Annotated in this window: 11 protein-coding genes, 1 tRNA gene, 2 other RNA genes and 1 pseudogene; 5 read left to right on the forward strand and 10 right to left on the reverse strand. The window is 54.5% G+C overall.

The features are described 5' to 3' along the window. Positions 1–2: 2 nt before the first annotated feature. The gene (bcsR, locus tag BEI65_RS03855) at positions 3–194 is read right to left on the reverse strand and encodes a cellulose biosynthesis protein BcsR (protein ID WP_099062205.1); all 192 of its coding nucleotides are present in this window, start codon (positions 192–194) and stop codon (positions 3–5) included. Positions 195–392: 198 nt separating this feature from the next. On the opposite strand from bcsR, the pseudogene bcsE reads away from it, so the two are divergent. The 3 genes and pseudogenes from bcsE (at position 393) to bcsG (ending at position 3,802) form a co-directional block, all read left to right on the forward strand. Further along, positions 393–1,963: pseudogene (gene bcsE / locus BEI65_RS03860) on the forward strand (cellulose biosynthesis protein BcsE). Continuing rightward, positions 1,950–2,153 (forward strand): cellulose biosynthesis protein BcsF, encoded by a 204-nt coding sequence (bcsF, locus tag BEI65_RS03865; protein WP_085115751.1) that lies wholly within the window; start codon positions 1,950–1,952, stop codon positions 2,151–2,153. Before bcsE ends, bcsF begins: the two are co-directional and overlap by 14 nt. Continuing rightward, a complete protein-coding gene (gene bcsG, locus BEI65_RS03870) occupies positions 2,150–3,802 on the forward strand; it encodes a cellulose biosynthesis protein BcsG (RefSeq protein ID WP_099062206.1) in 1,653 nt (550 codons plus the stop codon). The genes bcsF and bcsG overlap by 4 nt, the downstream gene beginning before the upstream one ends. Positions 3,803–4,080: 278 nt before the next feature. Here bcsG and dppF read toward each other — a convergent pair whose 3' ends face one another. The 6 genes from dppF to BEI65_RS03900 all read right to left on the reverse strand — a co-directional run bounded on the left by dppF (position 4,081) and on the right by BEI65_RS03900 (position 12,042). Beyond that, entirely contained in the window at positions 4,081–5,070 is a 990-nt protein-coding gene (gene dppF / locus BEI65_RS03875) for a dipeptide ABC transporter ATP-binding subunit DppF (protein ID WP_099062207.1), read from the reverse strand. Beyond that, positions 5,067–6,047 carry a dipeptide ABC transporter ATP-binding protein gene (gene dppD, locus BEI65_RS03880; RefSeq protein WP_099062208.1) on the reverse strand — a complete coding sequence of 327 codons (981 nt, stop codon included), beginning with the start codon at positions 6,045–6,047 and terminating at the stop codon, positions 5,067–5,069. Before dppD ends, dppF begins: the two co-directional genes overlap by 4 nt. Before the next feature lie 15 nt (positions 6,048–6,062). Further along, on the reverse strand, positions 6,063–6,965 hold the full coding sequence (gene dppC, locus BEI65_RS03885; RefSeq protein ID WP_099062209.1) for a dipeptide ABC transporter permease DppC: 903 nt from the start codon (positions 6,963–6,965) through the stop codon (positions 6,063–6,065). A gap of 11 nt (positions 6,966–6,976) precedes the next feature. After that, the gene (dppB, locus tag BEI65_RS03890) at positions 6,977–7,996 is read right to left on the reverse strand and encodes a dipeptide ABC transporter permease DppB (protein WP_099062210.1); all 1,020 of its coding nucleotides are present in this window, start codon (positions 7,994–7,996) and stop codon (positions 6,977–6,979) included. Positions 7,997–8,142: 146 nt separating this feature from the next. After that, on the reverse strand, positions 8,143–9,750 hold the full coding sequence (gene dppA / locus BEI65_RS03895; RefSeq protein ID WP_099062211.1) for a dipeptide ABC transporter periplasmic-binding protein DppA: 1,608 nt from the start codon (positions 9,748–9,750) through the stop codon (positions 8,143–8,145). 600 nt (positions 9,751–10,350) lie between these two features. Further along, entirely contained in the window at positions 10,351–12,042 is a 1,692-nt protein-coding gene (locus BEI65_RS03900; RefSeq protein WP_099062212.1) for a glycosyl hydrolase family 18 protein, read from the reverse strand. Between the two features lie 382 nt (positions 12,043–12,424). On the opposite strand from BEI65_RS03900, the gene BEI65_RS03905 reads away from it, so the two are divergent. Both BEI65_RS03905 and BEI65_RS03910 read left to right on the forward strand, forming a co-directional pair. Beyond that, complete coding sequence (locus BEI65_RS03905; protein WP_099062213.1) at positions 12,425–12,715, forward strand: DUF6516 family protein; 291 nt, start codon at positions 12,425–12,427, stop codon at positions 12,713–12,715. Beyond that, positions 12,712–13,059, forward strand: coding sequence for a glycosyl transferase family 1 (locus BEI65_RS03910; protein ID WP_085115742.1), 348 nt, complete (start codon positions 12,712–12,714; stop codon positions 13,057–13,059). Before BEI65_RS03905 ends, BEI65_RS03910 begins: the two co-directional genes overlap by 4 nt. Before the next feature lie 48 nt (positions 13,060–13,107). On the opposite strand, the gene BEI65_RS03915 is transcribed toward BEI65_RS03910, so the two are convergent. The 3 genes from BEI65_RS03915 to BEI65_RS03925 all read right to left on the reverse strand — a co-directional run bounded on the left by BEI65_RS03915 (position 13,108) and on the right by BEI65_RS03925 (position 13,508). Next, a non-coding RNA gene (locus tag BEI65_RS03915) (RtT sRNA) lies at positions 13,108–13,235 on the reverse strand. Positions 13,236–13,269: 34 nt separating this feature from the next. Continuing rightward, positions 13,270–13,397, reverse strand: a non-coding RNA gene (locus BEI65_RS03920) — RtT sRNA. 34 nt (positions 13,398–13,431) lie between these two features. Further along, a tRNA-Pro gene (locus tag BEI65_RS03925) sits at positions 13,432–13,508 on the reverse strand. Between the last annotated feature and the right edge of the window lie 92 nt (positions 13,509–13,600).

Raw genomic sequence — 13,600 nt, forward strand, 5'->3', positions numbered from 1 at the left:
AATTAGCGACTCCCCGTGGTCTGCACCAGTTCGGCCAGCAGCGGCCAGCGCGTCATCATCTGCGTTAAACGCTCCTGACGCGAAATATCGATATAACTTAATTTTGGTAAAGAAAAGGCATGGCTGAGGGCCAGTAGATCATCCTGTGTTTCTGGCGGTACAACTGCATGAAAGCGCGTTAATTGATTATTCATTCTGCCGCCTTTAAAAATAGGCTAATGTTAATTAACTATAGCAACGTAATAAAAAGACATGGCCAATAAGATGATTCCTAAGAGATATTATTACACAGAATGTAAGATTTGTTATTATTGATCCCAATGATAGTATGACTGAATAGCAAGACTCAGTTGGCCGCGACGACACTTTCAACGAAAGTAGAAACATAACCTATGGCGCAATCTTTCTCATTAGGTATTCGGCAGATTTGGGAAGAACTGTCTGTCATGCAGGCTCCGGGTCTGTATTGGGTGAATATCGACCGTCAAACCGATGCTAACCTGCTCTGCCAACAAACTTTAGCTGCCCAGGCTGCAACCAGCCAGGTCGCTTTGATTTGCAGCGGAGAAAAACCCGATCGGCTGCTGGCTGAGCTCGCCTCCCCTGCCCTGCCCTGAAAAAAATTCCGCTGTATCAGCTACCGGAAAAAAAAGCTGCACTGACGCATTTCAGCGACGACCTGATGCGCGCCTTAAAACCGCAAAACCGCTTGTTAATCCTGTTGGCCCACGCCAGCCTGTGGCAAACCTTCACCAGTGAAGAACTGCGTGACTGGACCCGCGCTACCGGTGCCTGGTTGCGCCGACAAGGCTGCACGCTGCTGATCCTCAGCCACGGCAGCGGCGTCAACAAACTCAAGGGGCAGCTCAGCGCCCAACACCGGATCCTTAACGGCCTGTCCAGCCTGCAATGGCAGCAGGACAGCGCCCAGTATCTGGTCAACTGGTGGAGTACCGAAAACGGCATCAACGCCAACCAACTGCTGACGCTGTATGTCGGTGAGCACGGCTGGCAGGGTGACGATGACAACAAACCCTCCCCGACCGCTATCCGCAGCGACGAGGGCCTGTATCTGGCCCAGCAGAGTATTCTGGAAGGCGCCCCCCCGCTGTCGGCCAACTGGCAGCTGCTGGAAAGCAACGCGCTGCTGGCGCAGCATGGCATGCTGACACTCTCGGCAACGTTGATTTTTGCGCTGTACCAGAGCGACGAAATCGATGCACTGGCCCACCAAATTCACAGCCTGCGCCGCCAGCGCGGTAACGGACTGAAAATCGTCGTGCGCGAGATGAGCGCCAGTCTGCGTTACAGCGACGAACGCCTGCTGCTGGCCTGCGGCGCCAACCTGATTGTGCCGCACGTGGCACCGCTGTCGCGCTTTCTGACCATGCTTGAAGGCATCCAGGGGCAACGCTTCTCACGCCACGTTCCGGCAGATATCGATACCCTGCTGGCCGGGCTGCGTCCATTGCAACTGAAGGGCTATATGCGGCCGGAGGATTTCAGCCAGGCGGTCATTTCGCTGATGGATAACACGCTGCTGCCGGAAGACGGCAAAGGCGTGATGGTCGCACTGCGCCCGGCACCAGGACTGCGTGCCGAACAGGCGATGACCCTGTGTTTTTTACGCCGCTTCGGCGACGTGATGACCGTGGTGCAAGGCCGGCTGGTGCTGTTCCTTTCTACCTGCCGGATTAACGATCTGGATACCGCCCTGAAATTTATCTTCCGCCTGCCGGTGGACGAAGCCTTCAGTAATCGGGTGGTGTGGCACCAGGACGTGGACATTATTTCAGAAATCAAACGGCTGGCGCACAACGCCCCGGTTCCCTTGGCGGCAGCAACCGCCCCGGCGACGCCACGCCAGACCGCCGCCGAGGCCGACAGCCCGCCGGAGCGCCGTCAGCCGGTGGCCTTCACGCTCACCACCGCGACGCAGGAGAGCAAGCATGCTGAATCTTAACGATATTGTGCAGTTGATTATCCTGTGCGCGCTTATTTTCATTCCACTGGGTTATGCCTTTCACCGGCGTTTCCCACGCTGGCGTCAATACTGGCAAAACCTGTTGTTATCACCGCGCTATTTAAAATCCGTCGGGTTATGGGTGCGCGAAGGTTCTTCATCTCAGATTAAACGTAAGAAGCAGCCATGAAGCCAACAAACACCCCGCAATCCGACAACTCCCTGTGGCGCTACTGGCGTGGGCTGGGCGGCTGGAACTACTACTTCCTGGCCAAGTTTGCCCTGCTGTGGTTCGGTTACCTGAACTTCCATGCGCTGCCAAACCTGGTGTTCATGGCGTTTCTGTTGATGCCGATACCGGCACTGCGCGTGCACCGTTGGCGCCATTACGTGGCGATCCCGATAGGTATCGCGCTGTTCTATCACGACACCTGGCTGCCCGGTATCAACAGCATTATGAGTCAGGGTTCGCAACTGACCGGCTTCAGTGCCCAGTATCTGCTGGAGCTGACCAACCGCTTTATCAACTGGCAGATGATCGGCGCCGCCTTTGTGATGCTGATTGCCTATCTGTTTTTGGCCCAGTGGGTGCGGGTGACGGTCTTCACCGTCGCTGCGCTGGTGTGGCTGAATCTGGTCAATATAGCCGGTCCGGCGGTGTCACTGCTGCCGGCCAGCACCACCGCCTCCACCAGCAGCACGCCGGCAACGACAGCCCCGGCGGTTGGCGGTGATAGCGCTCCGGCGGACAGCGCGCCGCCCACCAGCGCCAACCTGACGGCCTATCTGAACCAGTTCTACGATAAGGAAAAATCCCGCGCCACCGCTTTCCCGGCCAGCCTGCCTGCCGATGCTCAACCGTTCGACCTGCTGGTGATCAATATCTGTTCGCTGGCCTGGGCTGACATGGATGCGGTGAAACTGGAAAACCACCCGCTGTGGTCGAAGATGGACATTATGTTCGACAACTTCAACTCGGCGACCGCCTACAGCGGCCCGGCGGCCATCCGTTTGCTGCGTGCCAGCTGCGGCCAACCCTCGCACCACGACCTGTATCAACCGGTGAACCAGCAGTGCTATCTGTTTGATAATCTGGCCAAGCTGGGCTTCAAAGAACAGCTGATGCTGGATCACTCCGGCGTGTTCGGCAACTTCCTGAAAGAGCTGCGCGAACAGGGTGATATGCAGGCACCACTGATGTCTCAGGCCGGTATCGGCAATGAGCTGGCGTCGTTTGACGGCGAGCCGATCTACAACGATCTGGAACTGCTCACCCGCTGGTTGAGCCAGCAGCAGAAGGGCGGTGATACCCGCAGCGCCACCTTCTTCAACATCATTCCGTTGCATGACGGTAACCGTTTCGTCGGTTCGAACAAGAGTGCGGACTATCAGCCACGGGCGCAGAAGCTGTTCGACCAGTTGAATACCTTCCTTGATCAACTGGAGAAGTCCGGGCGCAAGGTGATGGTGGTGATTGTGCCGGAGCACGGCGCAGCCCTGGTGGGTGACAAAATGCAGATGTCCGGCCTGCGGGATATCCCAAGCCCGAACATTACCCATACCCCGGTGGGCATCAAACTGGTGGGCATGAAAGCGCCACATCAGGGTAGCCCGCTGCAGATTAAGACGCCGAGCAGCTACCTGGCGCTGTCCGATCTGGTCTCGCGCCTGGTCGACGGCAAGGCGTTTACCGCACCGAACGTAGACTGGCAGGCATTGACGCAGAACCTGCCGCAGACGGCGGTCATTTCAGAAAATGACAACGCCATCGTGATGCAGTATCAGGGCAAGCCCTACATCCGTTTGAACGGCGGTGATTGGGTACCTTACCCACAGTAAACGTGCCTAAGAATATTCCCTTTAATAATCAGCACGCCTTCGGGCGTGCTTTTTTATAGCCGCTATTAAGCAACGTAAAATTAATGGATTCATTTATTATGATCATACGAAGATTCCTAATGAACGGCTATTTCGTCAGGATTTCGTTGAGAGAAATAAGCGCCATTAATACAGATTGGCTTTTGACTAAATAATCTAATTAATAATCCCTTGGGTTAAATCAAAAAAAATGCCGGCGTAGATGCCGGCATTGATATTAATAGTCATTGATAACAAAGTTATGCCGCAGGATTTTCATCCTGATCGACCGCAAAGCAGGCCACCATCTGGTCGCCGTATTGCTTCAACTGAGGCTGCAACTGGGTGCATGGCCCAAAAGCACGACGGCAGCGGGCATTGAATGCACAGCCTGGCGGCGGGTTCATCGGGCTCGGCAGTTCGCCGGTCAGCTTGATACGTTCACGGCGCATATCCGGATTCAGACGCGGCGTCGCGGACAACAGCGCCTGGGTATACGGATGACGCGGATTGTTGAAAATCGCGTCTTTACTGCCCTTCTCCACGCAGCGGCCGAGGTACATCACCATCACTTCGTCGGCGATATGCTCCACCACCGACAAATCGTGCGAGATGAACACATAGGACAGCCCCAGATCCTGCTGCAGATCCATCATCAGATTCAGTACCTGCGCCCGCACCGAGACATCGAGGGCGGAGACCGGTTCATCGGCAATCACCACGTCCGGGTTGAGCATCAGGCCACGGGCGATAGCGATACGCTGGCGTTGACCGCCGGAAAACATATGCGGATAGCGATCGTAATGTTCGGTTTTCAGGCCGACTTTGGCCATCATTTCCAACGCTTTCTCACGACGCTGTGCACTGTTCAACCCGGTATTGATCTGCAACGGCTCCTCGAGGATCTGCCCGACCTTTTTACGTGGGTTGAGCGATCCGTAAGGATTCTGGAACACAATCTGGATCTTCTGACGCCGCAGCTTCTCAGCGGTGACGTCCGGCTTCAGCAAATCTTGTCCCTGGTAGTACAACTCACCGCCGGTCGGCACTTCAATCATTGTCAGCAGGCGGCCCAGCGTCGACTTGCCGCAGCCGGACTCGCCCACCACCGCCAGCGTTTTGCCACGCTCAAGGGTGAAAGAGACGCCATCCAGTGCTTTAACCAGCCGTTCCGGGGCAAAGATGCCCTTCTTGACCGGGTAGTGTTTCTTCAGGTCAATCGCCTGCAATAAGGGTTGGTTCTGGCTCATACGGTCGGCCTCCCCGCATCATCCAGCGGTGTGTGACATTTAACCTGACGGCCGGGAATAGTGCGTAATTCCGGCTCTTCAGTACGGCAGCGCTCATTGGCATACGGACAACGCGGGTTGAGCAAACAACCGCTTGGGCGGTCATATTTGCCCGGTACCACGCCCGGCAGCGAAGCCAGGCGTGCCTTGTCGGCAGCGAATTCGGGCAGCGCACGCAGTAACGCCTGAGTATAAGGGTGACGTGGCGCACGGAAGATTTCCGATGCCTTGCCGGATTCCACCACCTGACCGGCATACATCACGATGATGTGATGCGCCGCCTCGGACACCAGCGCCAGATCGTGGGTGATCAGCAGCAGCGCCATATTTTCCCGCTGCTGCAACTCCAGCAGCAGTTCGATAATTTGCGCCTGGATGGTTACGTCGAGTGCGGTGGTCGGCTCATCGGCAATCAACAGCTTTGGCCGACAGGCAATCGCCATGGCGATCATCACGCGTTGGCTCATACCACCGGACAGCTGGTGCGGATATACGTCCAGCCGCGAGGCCGGATCGGGGATACCTACCTGCGTCAGCAGATCGATAGCCCGCTGACGACGGGTACGACGGTTGCCGCCCTGATGCACCTTCAACGCTTCCATAATCTGGAAACCGACGGTGTAACACGGGTTCAGGCTGGTCATCGGATCCTGGAAAATCATCGCCACTTCCGAGCCCACCAGTTGGCGGCGCTCTTTTTCGGAAATTTTGCGCAGATCCTGGCCGTTAAACTCCAGCTTGTCGGCCATCACCTTACCGGGGAAGTCGATCAGCCCCATGATCGCCAACGAGCTGACAGACTTGCCGGAGCCGGATTCACCGACGATACCCACTACCTGGCCCTGCTCCACGCTGTAACTGATACGGTCTACCGCGCGGAAAGGGGTGCCTTCGTCACCGAAGTGCACCGAAAGCTTGTCTACATTTAATAACGCCATCTCTCTCGTCCTCTGTTACTGCTTGAGTTTGGGGTCGAGAGCATCACGCAAGCCGTCCCCCATCAGGTTAAATGCCAGCACCGTCAGCAGGATCGCCACACCGGGGAAGGTCACTACCCACCAGGCGCTTTGTGCGAACTGCAACACGTCGGAGAGCATGGTGCCCCACTCCGGCGTAGGCGGCTGTGCACCCATACCCAGGAAGCCGAGAGCGGCCATATCCAGGATAGCGTTCGAGAAGCCAAGAGAAGCCTGGACGATCAGCGGTGCCAGGCAGTTTGGCAGGATATTGATAAACATTTGGCGCATCGCACCGGCACCCGCCACGCGTGAAGCGGTGACGTAGTCGCGGTTCACTTCCACCAGGACTGCGGCACGGGTCAGACGCACATAGTGCGGCAAGGCAACGAAGGTTAGCGCCAGGGAAGCATTGACGATCGACGGACCGAAAATCGCCACCAATACCAATGCCAGCAACAGGCTTGGCAACGCCAGCATGATGTCGACGATACGCATGATGATCGCATCCACCACACCGCCGAAGTAGCCGGCCAGCAGGCCCAGTACCACGCCCATGATCAGCGACAGCACCACCACCAGACAGCCCACCAACAGCGACAGTCGCGCACCGTACATCAGGCGCGACAGGACATCGCGGCCAACGTCATCGGTACCCAGCAGATATTGCCAACTGCCGCCTTCCTGCCAGACCGGTGGCCTGAGCAGCGCGTCGCGGAACTGATCCGCCGGTGCATGCGGTGCCAGCACCCCGGCCCCGATGGCAATCACAAACATCAGAACGATATATACCAGGCCAACAACGGCCCCTTTATTGCGCTTGAAATAGTGCCAGAACTCCTGCAATGGGCTCATTGGCTTCGGCGCACCTTTAACAACAGACTCAGTGACTTGAGACATTAGAGCGCCCCTTATTTCTTGTGGCGAATACGCGGGTTGACCACGCCGTAGAGCACGTCTACCAGCAGGTTAACCAGAATAATCATACAGGCGACCAGCAACACGCCGCCCTGAACAACCGGATAGTCACGACGTTGCAGCGCGTCCATCAGCCAGCGCCCCAGGCCCGGCCAGGAGAAGATGGTTTCAGTCAGGATCGCACCGGCCAGCATAGTGCCGACCTGCAGGCCGATCACCGTGACGACCGGCAGCAAAGCGTTACGCAACGCATGCACCACAATCACCCGCATGCGGCTCACGCCCTTGGCGCGCGCAGTACGGATGTAATCTTCGCCCAACACCTCCAGCATCGAGGAGCGCGTCATACGCACGATCACCGCCAGCGGGATGGTACCCAGCACGATGGCCGGCAGGATCATATGCATCACCGCGTCAACGAAGTCGCCCGGCTCGCCCCAGATCAGGGTGTCGATCAGCATAAAGCCGGTCAACGGCAGACTATCGTCAAGGAACACCGTATCGCTGACCCGCCCCGAGACTGGCGTCAGATTGAGCTGCACCGAGACCAGCATGATCAGCATCATGCCCCACCAGAAAATCGGCATCGAATAGCCGGTCAGTGAAATGCCGACCGCGGTATGATCGAAGACTGAGCCTCGCCTGACCGCCGCCAGCACCCCAACCGGAATGCCCACCAGCACGGCGAAAATCATCGCGCAGAGGCCCAGTTCCAAAGTGGCCTTGAAGCGGGGAACAAACTCTTCCCACACGGAGATACGGCTTTTAAGGGAGGTACCCAGATCGCCATGCAACACGTTGGATACGTAGGTGAAATACTGTTGATAGAGCGGTTTATCCAGCCCCATTTCCGCCATCAGGTGTGCATGGCGTTCTGCGGAGATCCCGCGTTCCCCGGCCATGATGGTCACCGGGTCACCGGGGATCATATGGACGAATGCAAAAGTCAGCAAAGTAATGCCGATAAACGTTGGGATAACTAACCCCAAACGTCGGAGTATGAACTGCAACATATCCCGAACTCTCTGTATCAATGCCCGGCAGCTCATCGTCCGCCAGGCTTATTAAAGCTCACACACTTCTGGTGTTTCTCTGCCTACGGGCAACAACGCCCCCCCTCCTTTGGGGAGAGAGGGCGCTGACTTAACCGGTAGTGGAATTAATCCAGAGAGACATTCTCAAAGTGATGCTTACCAAGCGGATCCACGACGTAGCCCTTCACTTCTTTACGCACAGGCTCATAAACGGTGGAGTGGGCAACAATCAGCGCCGGAGCCTGATCGTGCATCACTACCTGAGCCTGTTTGTACAGTTCTACGCGTTTGTCGTGGTTCGATTCGGCGCGCGCCGGTTGAATAAGGTCTTCAAACGGCTTGTAGCACCAGCGAGAGTAGTTGGAACCGTCTTTGGCTGCGGCGCAGCTAAACAGCGTGGCGAAGAAGTTGTCCGGATCCCCATTGTCGCCGGTCCAGCCCATCATCACCGTCTGGTGCTCGCCCGCTTTGGCGCGCTTGAGGTATTCGCCCCACTCATAGGTTACGATTTTGGCTTTCACGCCGATTTTCGCCCAGTCAGACTGGATCATTTCCGCCATACGGCGTGCGTTCGGGTTATACGGACGTTGTACCGGCATCGCCCACAGGTCGATGGAGAAACCGTCCGCCATGCCCGCTTCTTTCAGCAGTTCTTTGGCCTTGACCGGATCGTAGGTGTAGTCTTTCACCGCGTCGTTATAGCCCCACATGGTCGGCGGGATCAGGTTCTTGGCCGCCTGGCCTGCACCCTGATACACCGCGTCGATGATCGCCTGCTTGTTGACCGCCATGGTCAACGCCTGACGCACCTTCAGGTTATCCAGCGGTTTTTTCTCAACGTTGAACGACAGGTAGCCAACGTTCAGCCCCGGTTGTTCCATCAGGTTGATGGTTTTGTCCTGCTTCATGCGCGCGATGTCGGCCGGGTTCGGGTACGGCATTACCTGGCATTCGTTTTTCTGCAGTTTGGCGTAACGCACTGAAGCGTCTGGCGTGATAGAGAACACTAAACGGTCAATCTTCGGCTTGGTGCCCCAGAAACCGTCAAATGCCTTGTAGAGAATTTTGGAGTCTTTCTGGTATTGCAGCAGTTGGAACGGACCGGTACCGATAGGATTCAGGTCAACTTTTTCCGGGGTGCCGGCTTTCATCATCACGTCGGCATATTCGGCAGACAGAATAGAAGCGAAGTCCATGCCCAGGTCAGCCACAAATGGAGCTTCCGGACGGGTCAGCACAAAGCGTACGGTGTAGTCGTCCACTTTTTCGATTTTGGCAATCAGCTTCGGCATGTCCATGCCTTCAAAGTACTCATAGCTGCCGCCGGAGACTTTGTGATAGGCATTATTGGCGTCCAGCTGGCGTTCGAAGGAGAACACCACGTCGTCGGCGTTGAAATCACGGGTCGGTTTGAAGTCTTTGCTGCTCTGCCACTTCACGCCTTTACGCAGGTGGAAGGTGTAGATTTTGCCGTCTTCGCTAACATCCCACTTTTCAGCCAGGCCCGGCTGAAGCTCGGTGGTGCCGATTTTGAATTCGACCAGACGGTTGTAAATAGGGACCGAGCTGGCGTCGTAGGTGGTACCCGAGGTGAACAACTGTGGGTTGAACCCTTCCGGGGAACCTTCAGAACAGTAAACCAGAGTCTTGGCTTGCACGCTGGCCGCAACGGTCAGCGCAATCAGCCCAATACCGAATTTCAGAATCCCCGTTTTTCCCAAGGAACTTGTCATCGTTTGTGCTCCATTATGTGATGTGATGTGTGTATTACCGCCAGAGCCTGTATTTTTTATTGCGCGGCCTGTGCAGTCGTGCCCGAAGGCTGGGGGGATAGTCGCAAGAGAGCCGGATGGAACGCCTCCCGGTGGGGACGTCTGAGCGTATGGGATTCACTCAAACAACTCTCGCTCTTACCCCTGAGGCTACCAAATTGCCAACTGTTTGGGGTGTCGTCAATATAACCAGTGGGGATTTACACAGACTGTGAGAAACAGCAAACAAACATAAAAAAAACCTTTCTTTAACAGTTGCAGCATGAAAACTTATGCTATGCGGTCATTTTTAGCTCGATAGGCTGTGTTGCAGAAAGTTACTGGTGTTTAACTCCGATAAAAAACAAAAAAAGTTTGTTGCTGAATGATGAATATCTGAACGGTTATTTTTGTGATCTAGGTAAAATACAGGATGAAATGCTGCCCCTCTTACCCGAAAGGGTGAGGTGTTGGCGTTTTTTTTAGTTGAGTGGCACCACAATCTATTCGCCGTAAAAAAACTTTCGTCTGTCAAAAAGCCGGGGGCGAAAGGATATCCCCCGGCAACGTGCTACAACCGATTTATTGCGTGCCGGCGCTGTTGCCTAAACTGGTATTCATATTGTTCAGAATATCCCCGTTATCGGCGTCAATCTCCCAGGAGAACAACCCGCCCAACTGCTTATCCAGCACATACTTGCCCTTCGCCTGCACCGAGCGTGCATCGTCGAAGGTAATCAGGTCACCAGTCGAAGGCTTGAACACATAAGGCGCTTCGGCGGTGGCGTCATAGCTGTACTGCCATTCACCGCTCATAAACTCATTGGCGATTTGGCGGTAATCCACGATGCCATTTTCCCAGGTGCCTTTGACCGGGCCGGTCGCGGTGCCGGTGAACGGAATGTTGTTCTGGTAGCCGTTCACCCCAGTCCAGCCGCGGCCGTACATGGCGGTACCCACCACGATTTTGCCCGGCTTCACCCCCTGCGTCAGCAGCGCGTTAACGCCATTCACCGTGGTATACGCCGTATCCGGTTTCCAGGAAGGCGCTTTCAGCGCGGTCTGGTGACCCAGATTTTTCAGATCGAACGCGCCATAGAAGTCGTAGCTCATCAGGAAAATATGATCCATCGAGTTCTGCGCGGTGTTGTAGTCGACCTTGTCGATCTTATCCTTGCCGGCGCTGATTGCGGAGGTCAGTTCATACTTGCGACCGGTTTGTGCTGAAAGCTGGTCCAGCATCGCCCGCAGCTCTTTCATCAGTTGCACATAGGTTGCCCCATCCTGAGCACTGCCCAGTTTCGGGTTAGCGCCCTGCCCGCCCGGGAATTCCCAGTCGATATCCACGCCATCAAAGAACTTCCAGGTTTGCAGGAACTCTTTCACCGAGCCGACGAAACGATCGCGCTTCACTTTGTCGCCCATAAAGAAGAACGGGTCAGACAGCGTCCAGCCACCAATCGACGGCAGGATTTTCAGGTCCGGACGCGCCTGCTTCAGCGCCATCAACTGACCGAAGTTACCTTTGTAGGGGTCGTCCCAGGCGGTAACCCCCTTCTGCCCTTTCTGCAGCGCGGCAAACGGATCGTGGATCGACACCTTAAAGTCTTCGCGGCCCTGACAGGAGCGCTGCAGTGCCTGGAAACTGCCTTCGATCTCTTTCAGGCTGTCGTTGATGCCGTCACCGCCGCAGATCGGAATAAAACCGTACAGCAGATGCGTCAGGTTCTGCGCCGGCAGTTTATCGACGGTGAAATTACGTCCATAAACGCCCCATTCAACAAAATAAGAGCCGACCACTTTGCCGGAGTCTTGTTTATAAGGCTTATTTTTTTCCAGCAGCGGCTCTTTTAACGGTGCCAAATGGCTACCATCGGTATCTGCCACTACAATTTCGGTGGCATCGCTGGCGGTACAACCATCGGCATTACATAACGCCACCTGCATTTGATAACGACCACCTTTATTAACCTTAAAGTTTGCCGTGCCCGAAGCGCCGGTTGAGGCACCGCTCCAGACTTCTTTGCCATTTAATAATACTTTTGCCGTGGTACCGGTATCGCCATTCCATAAATTCCATGAAACAGAAACGTCGGCGGCATCTTTAACCTTCACCAGATTATTATAAGCCGTCGCGGCCTGATCGACTTCGACAATGGCGAACTTGGTATTGCCCCAGGCCAGCGTAGGCTTGCCCGGTACAGCGGCCTGCGCCGCAGAACACAGGGTGCTGCCGATCAGCAACGCCAACAGCGGTTTATTAAATTTGCGCATAACTGATTCCTTTATTCCGAGAGGATAAACATAAAATATTTAATGACGGCCGCCGATTGTCAGAGCAAAACAATTCCGCAATAATCATGGCCGATTAAAATGAATAAATAAGCATTAATCTTTCCCACGTAATGGAAATCTATCATTCCCATCTCGTGTATTCAGACTATAGATAAAATAATCATTAAAACAATAGCGCCATCAACCGGGTTTTATTGAGCAACAATGAATTAATTTAATAATGGATAATCCGCAGCAGTGGGAATAAGGATAGTGAATTAAATACAGGGAAAGGATAAATATTTGTCATGCCACAAGGTGTTGTCACCATTGACAACACTCTAAATGTGCTGTTATTTTAAACAACATGAAGGAGACGGAAGTGCCTTCTCAACTGATCTATCAGGACAAAATCCAACTAACAAACATTGAATTTATACAATTGGTTATTTGGCATGTTGAGCCCCCGGTTAACGGCAGCACTCATAACTATAAGTATCGATTTGCCTACGTCAAAGAGGGCATTTGCCGTTTACGTTATGACAATGAAGCAGGCAAAGGCGATCACAAACATGTGGGAAATAAAGAGCAACCTATTATTTTTACCCACCCGATAGCGCTGAAACGCAACTTCTTCGATGAAGTCGCGCAACTAAGAGGGGAAGGAGAATGAACAGAGTCACTATCCGCGTTGCTTCTCTTGAGGAGGTTCAACGCAATATGGATGAAGCCCTGCAAGGCAAAAAACGGCAACAAGGAAACTACATCACATTTTTAGATTGGGAGAGTCTGTGGAAAACCCTGTCGCCCAAGAAAATGCAAATCCTGCATACCATGACCGGTTGTGGGGAGCTTTCCATCAGAGAAGTGGCGCGTCGTGTCAAACGGGATGTGAAAGCGGTGCATACCGATCTGCAGGCTCTGCTGGGTTGCGGCATTATTGATAAAAGCGAAAGGGGCATTATCTTCCCCTATGACGAGATCCATTTTGACTTCGTGGTCGGCAAGGCTGCCTGAATTGCAGACGAAAAAAAACCTGCTTTATAAAAGCAGGTTTTTCGAATGTGGTCGGCGAGAGAGGATTACTGCATCTGCGATGCTGCCCTGCGGGCCGTTGCTAAAGCAACGTTGTCTCGCTGCGCTCGGCTCAAACCTCCTTCGGAGGTTCTCATCCTATAAACTACGGGCGAAAAAAAACCTGCTTTAAAAAAGCAGGTTTTTCGAATGTGGTCGGCGAGAGAGGATTACTGCATCTGCGATGCTGCCCTTCGGGCCGTTGCTAAAGCAACGTTGTCTCGCTGCGCTCGGCTCAAACCTCCTTCGGAGGTGCTCATCCTATAAACTACGGACGAAAAAAAACCTGCTTTAAAAAAGCAGGTTTTTCGAATGTGGTCGGCGAGAGAGGATTCGAACCTCCGACCCACTGGTCCCAAACCAGTTGCGCTACCAAGCTGCGCTACTCGCCGATGCGGGCGCATGTTACTGCTGACGATAATACGCGTCAATCACTTTCTCGTCCCGACACATCAAGTGGTGATAAAATCGGCATAAAGCGCGC

The organism is Serratia sp. BW106 (assembly GCF_002607755.1).
GTDB classification, from domain to species: Bacteria; Pseudomonadota; Gammaproteobacteria; order Enterobacterales; family Enterobacteriaceae; genus Serratia; species Serratia proteamaculans.

Coding starts and splice junctions, on each gene's coding strand:
- bcsF (WP_085115751.1), top strand. CDS start 1,950: ATGCTGAATCTTAACGATATTGTGCAGTTGATTATCCTGTGCGCGCTT.
- dppC (WP_099062209.1), bottom strand. CDS start 6,965: ATGTCTCAAGTCACTGAGTCTGTTGTTAAAGGTGCGCCGAAGCCAATG.
- dppD (WP_099062208.1), bottom strand. CDS start 6,047: ATGGCGTTATTAAATGTAGACAAGCTTTCGGTGCACTTCGGTGACGAA.
- BEI65_RS03900 (WP_099062212.1), bottom strand. CDS start 12,042: ATGCGCAAATTTAATAAACCGCTGTTGGCGTTGCTGATCGGCAGCACC.
- bcsR (WP_099062205.1), bottom strand. CDS start 194: ATGAATAATCAATTAACGCGCTTTCATGCAGTTGTACCGCCAGAAACA.
- dppF (WP_099062207.1), bottom strand. CDS start 5,070: ATGAGCCAGAACCAACCCTTATTGCAGGCGATTGACCTGAAGAAACAC.
- dppA (WP_099062211.1), bottom strand. CDS start 9,750: ATGACAAGTTCCTTGGGAAAAACGGGGATTCTGAAATTCGGTATTGGG.
- bcsG (WP_099062206.1), top strand. CDS start 2,150: ATGAAGCCAACAAACACCCCGCAATCCGACAACTCCCTGTGGCGCTAC.
- dppB (WP_099062210.1), bottom strand. CDS start 7,996: ATGTTGCAGTTCATACTCCGACGTTTGGGGTTAGTTATCCCAACGTTT.
- BEI65_RS03910 (WP_085115742.1), top strand. CDS start 12,712: ATGAACAGAGTCACTATCCGCGTTGCTTCTCTTGAGGAGGTTCAACGC.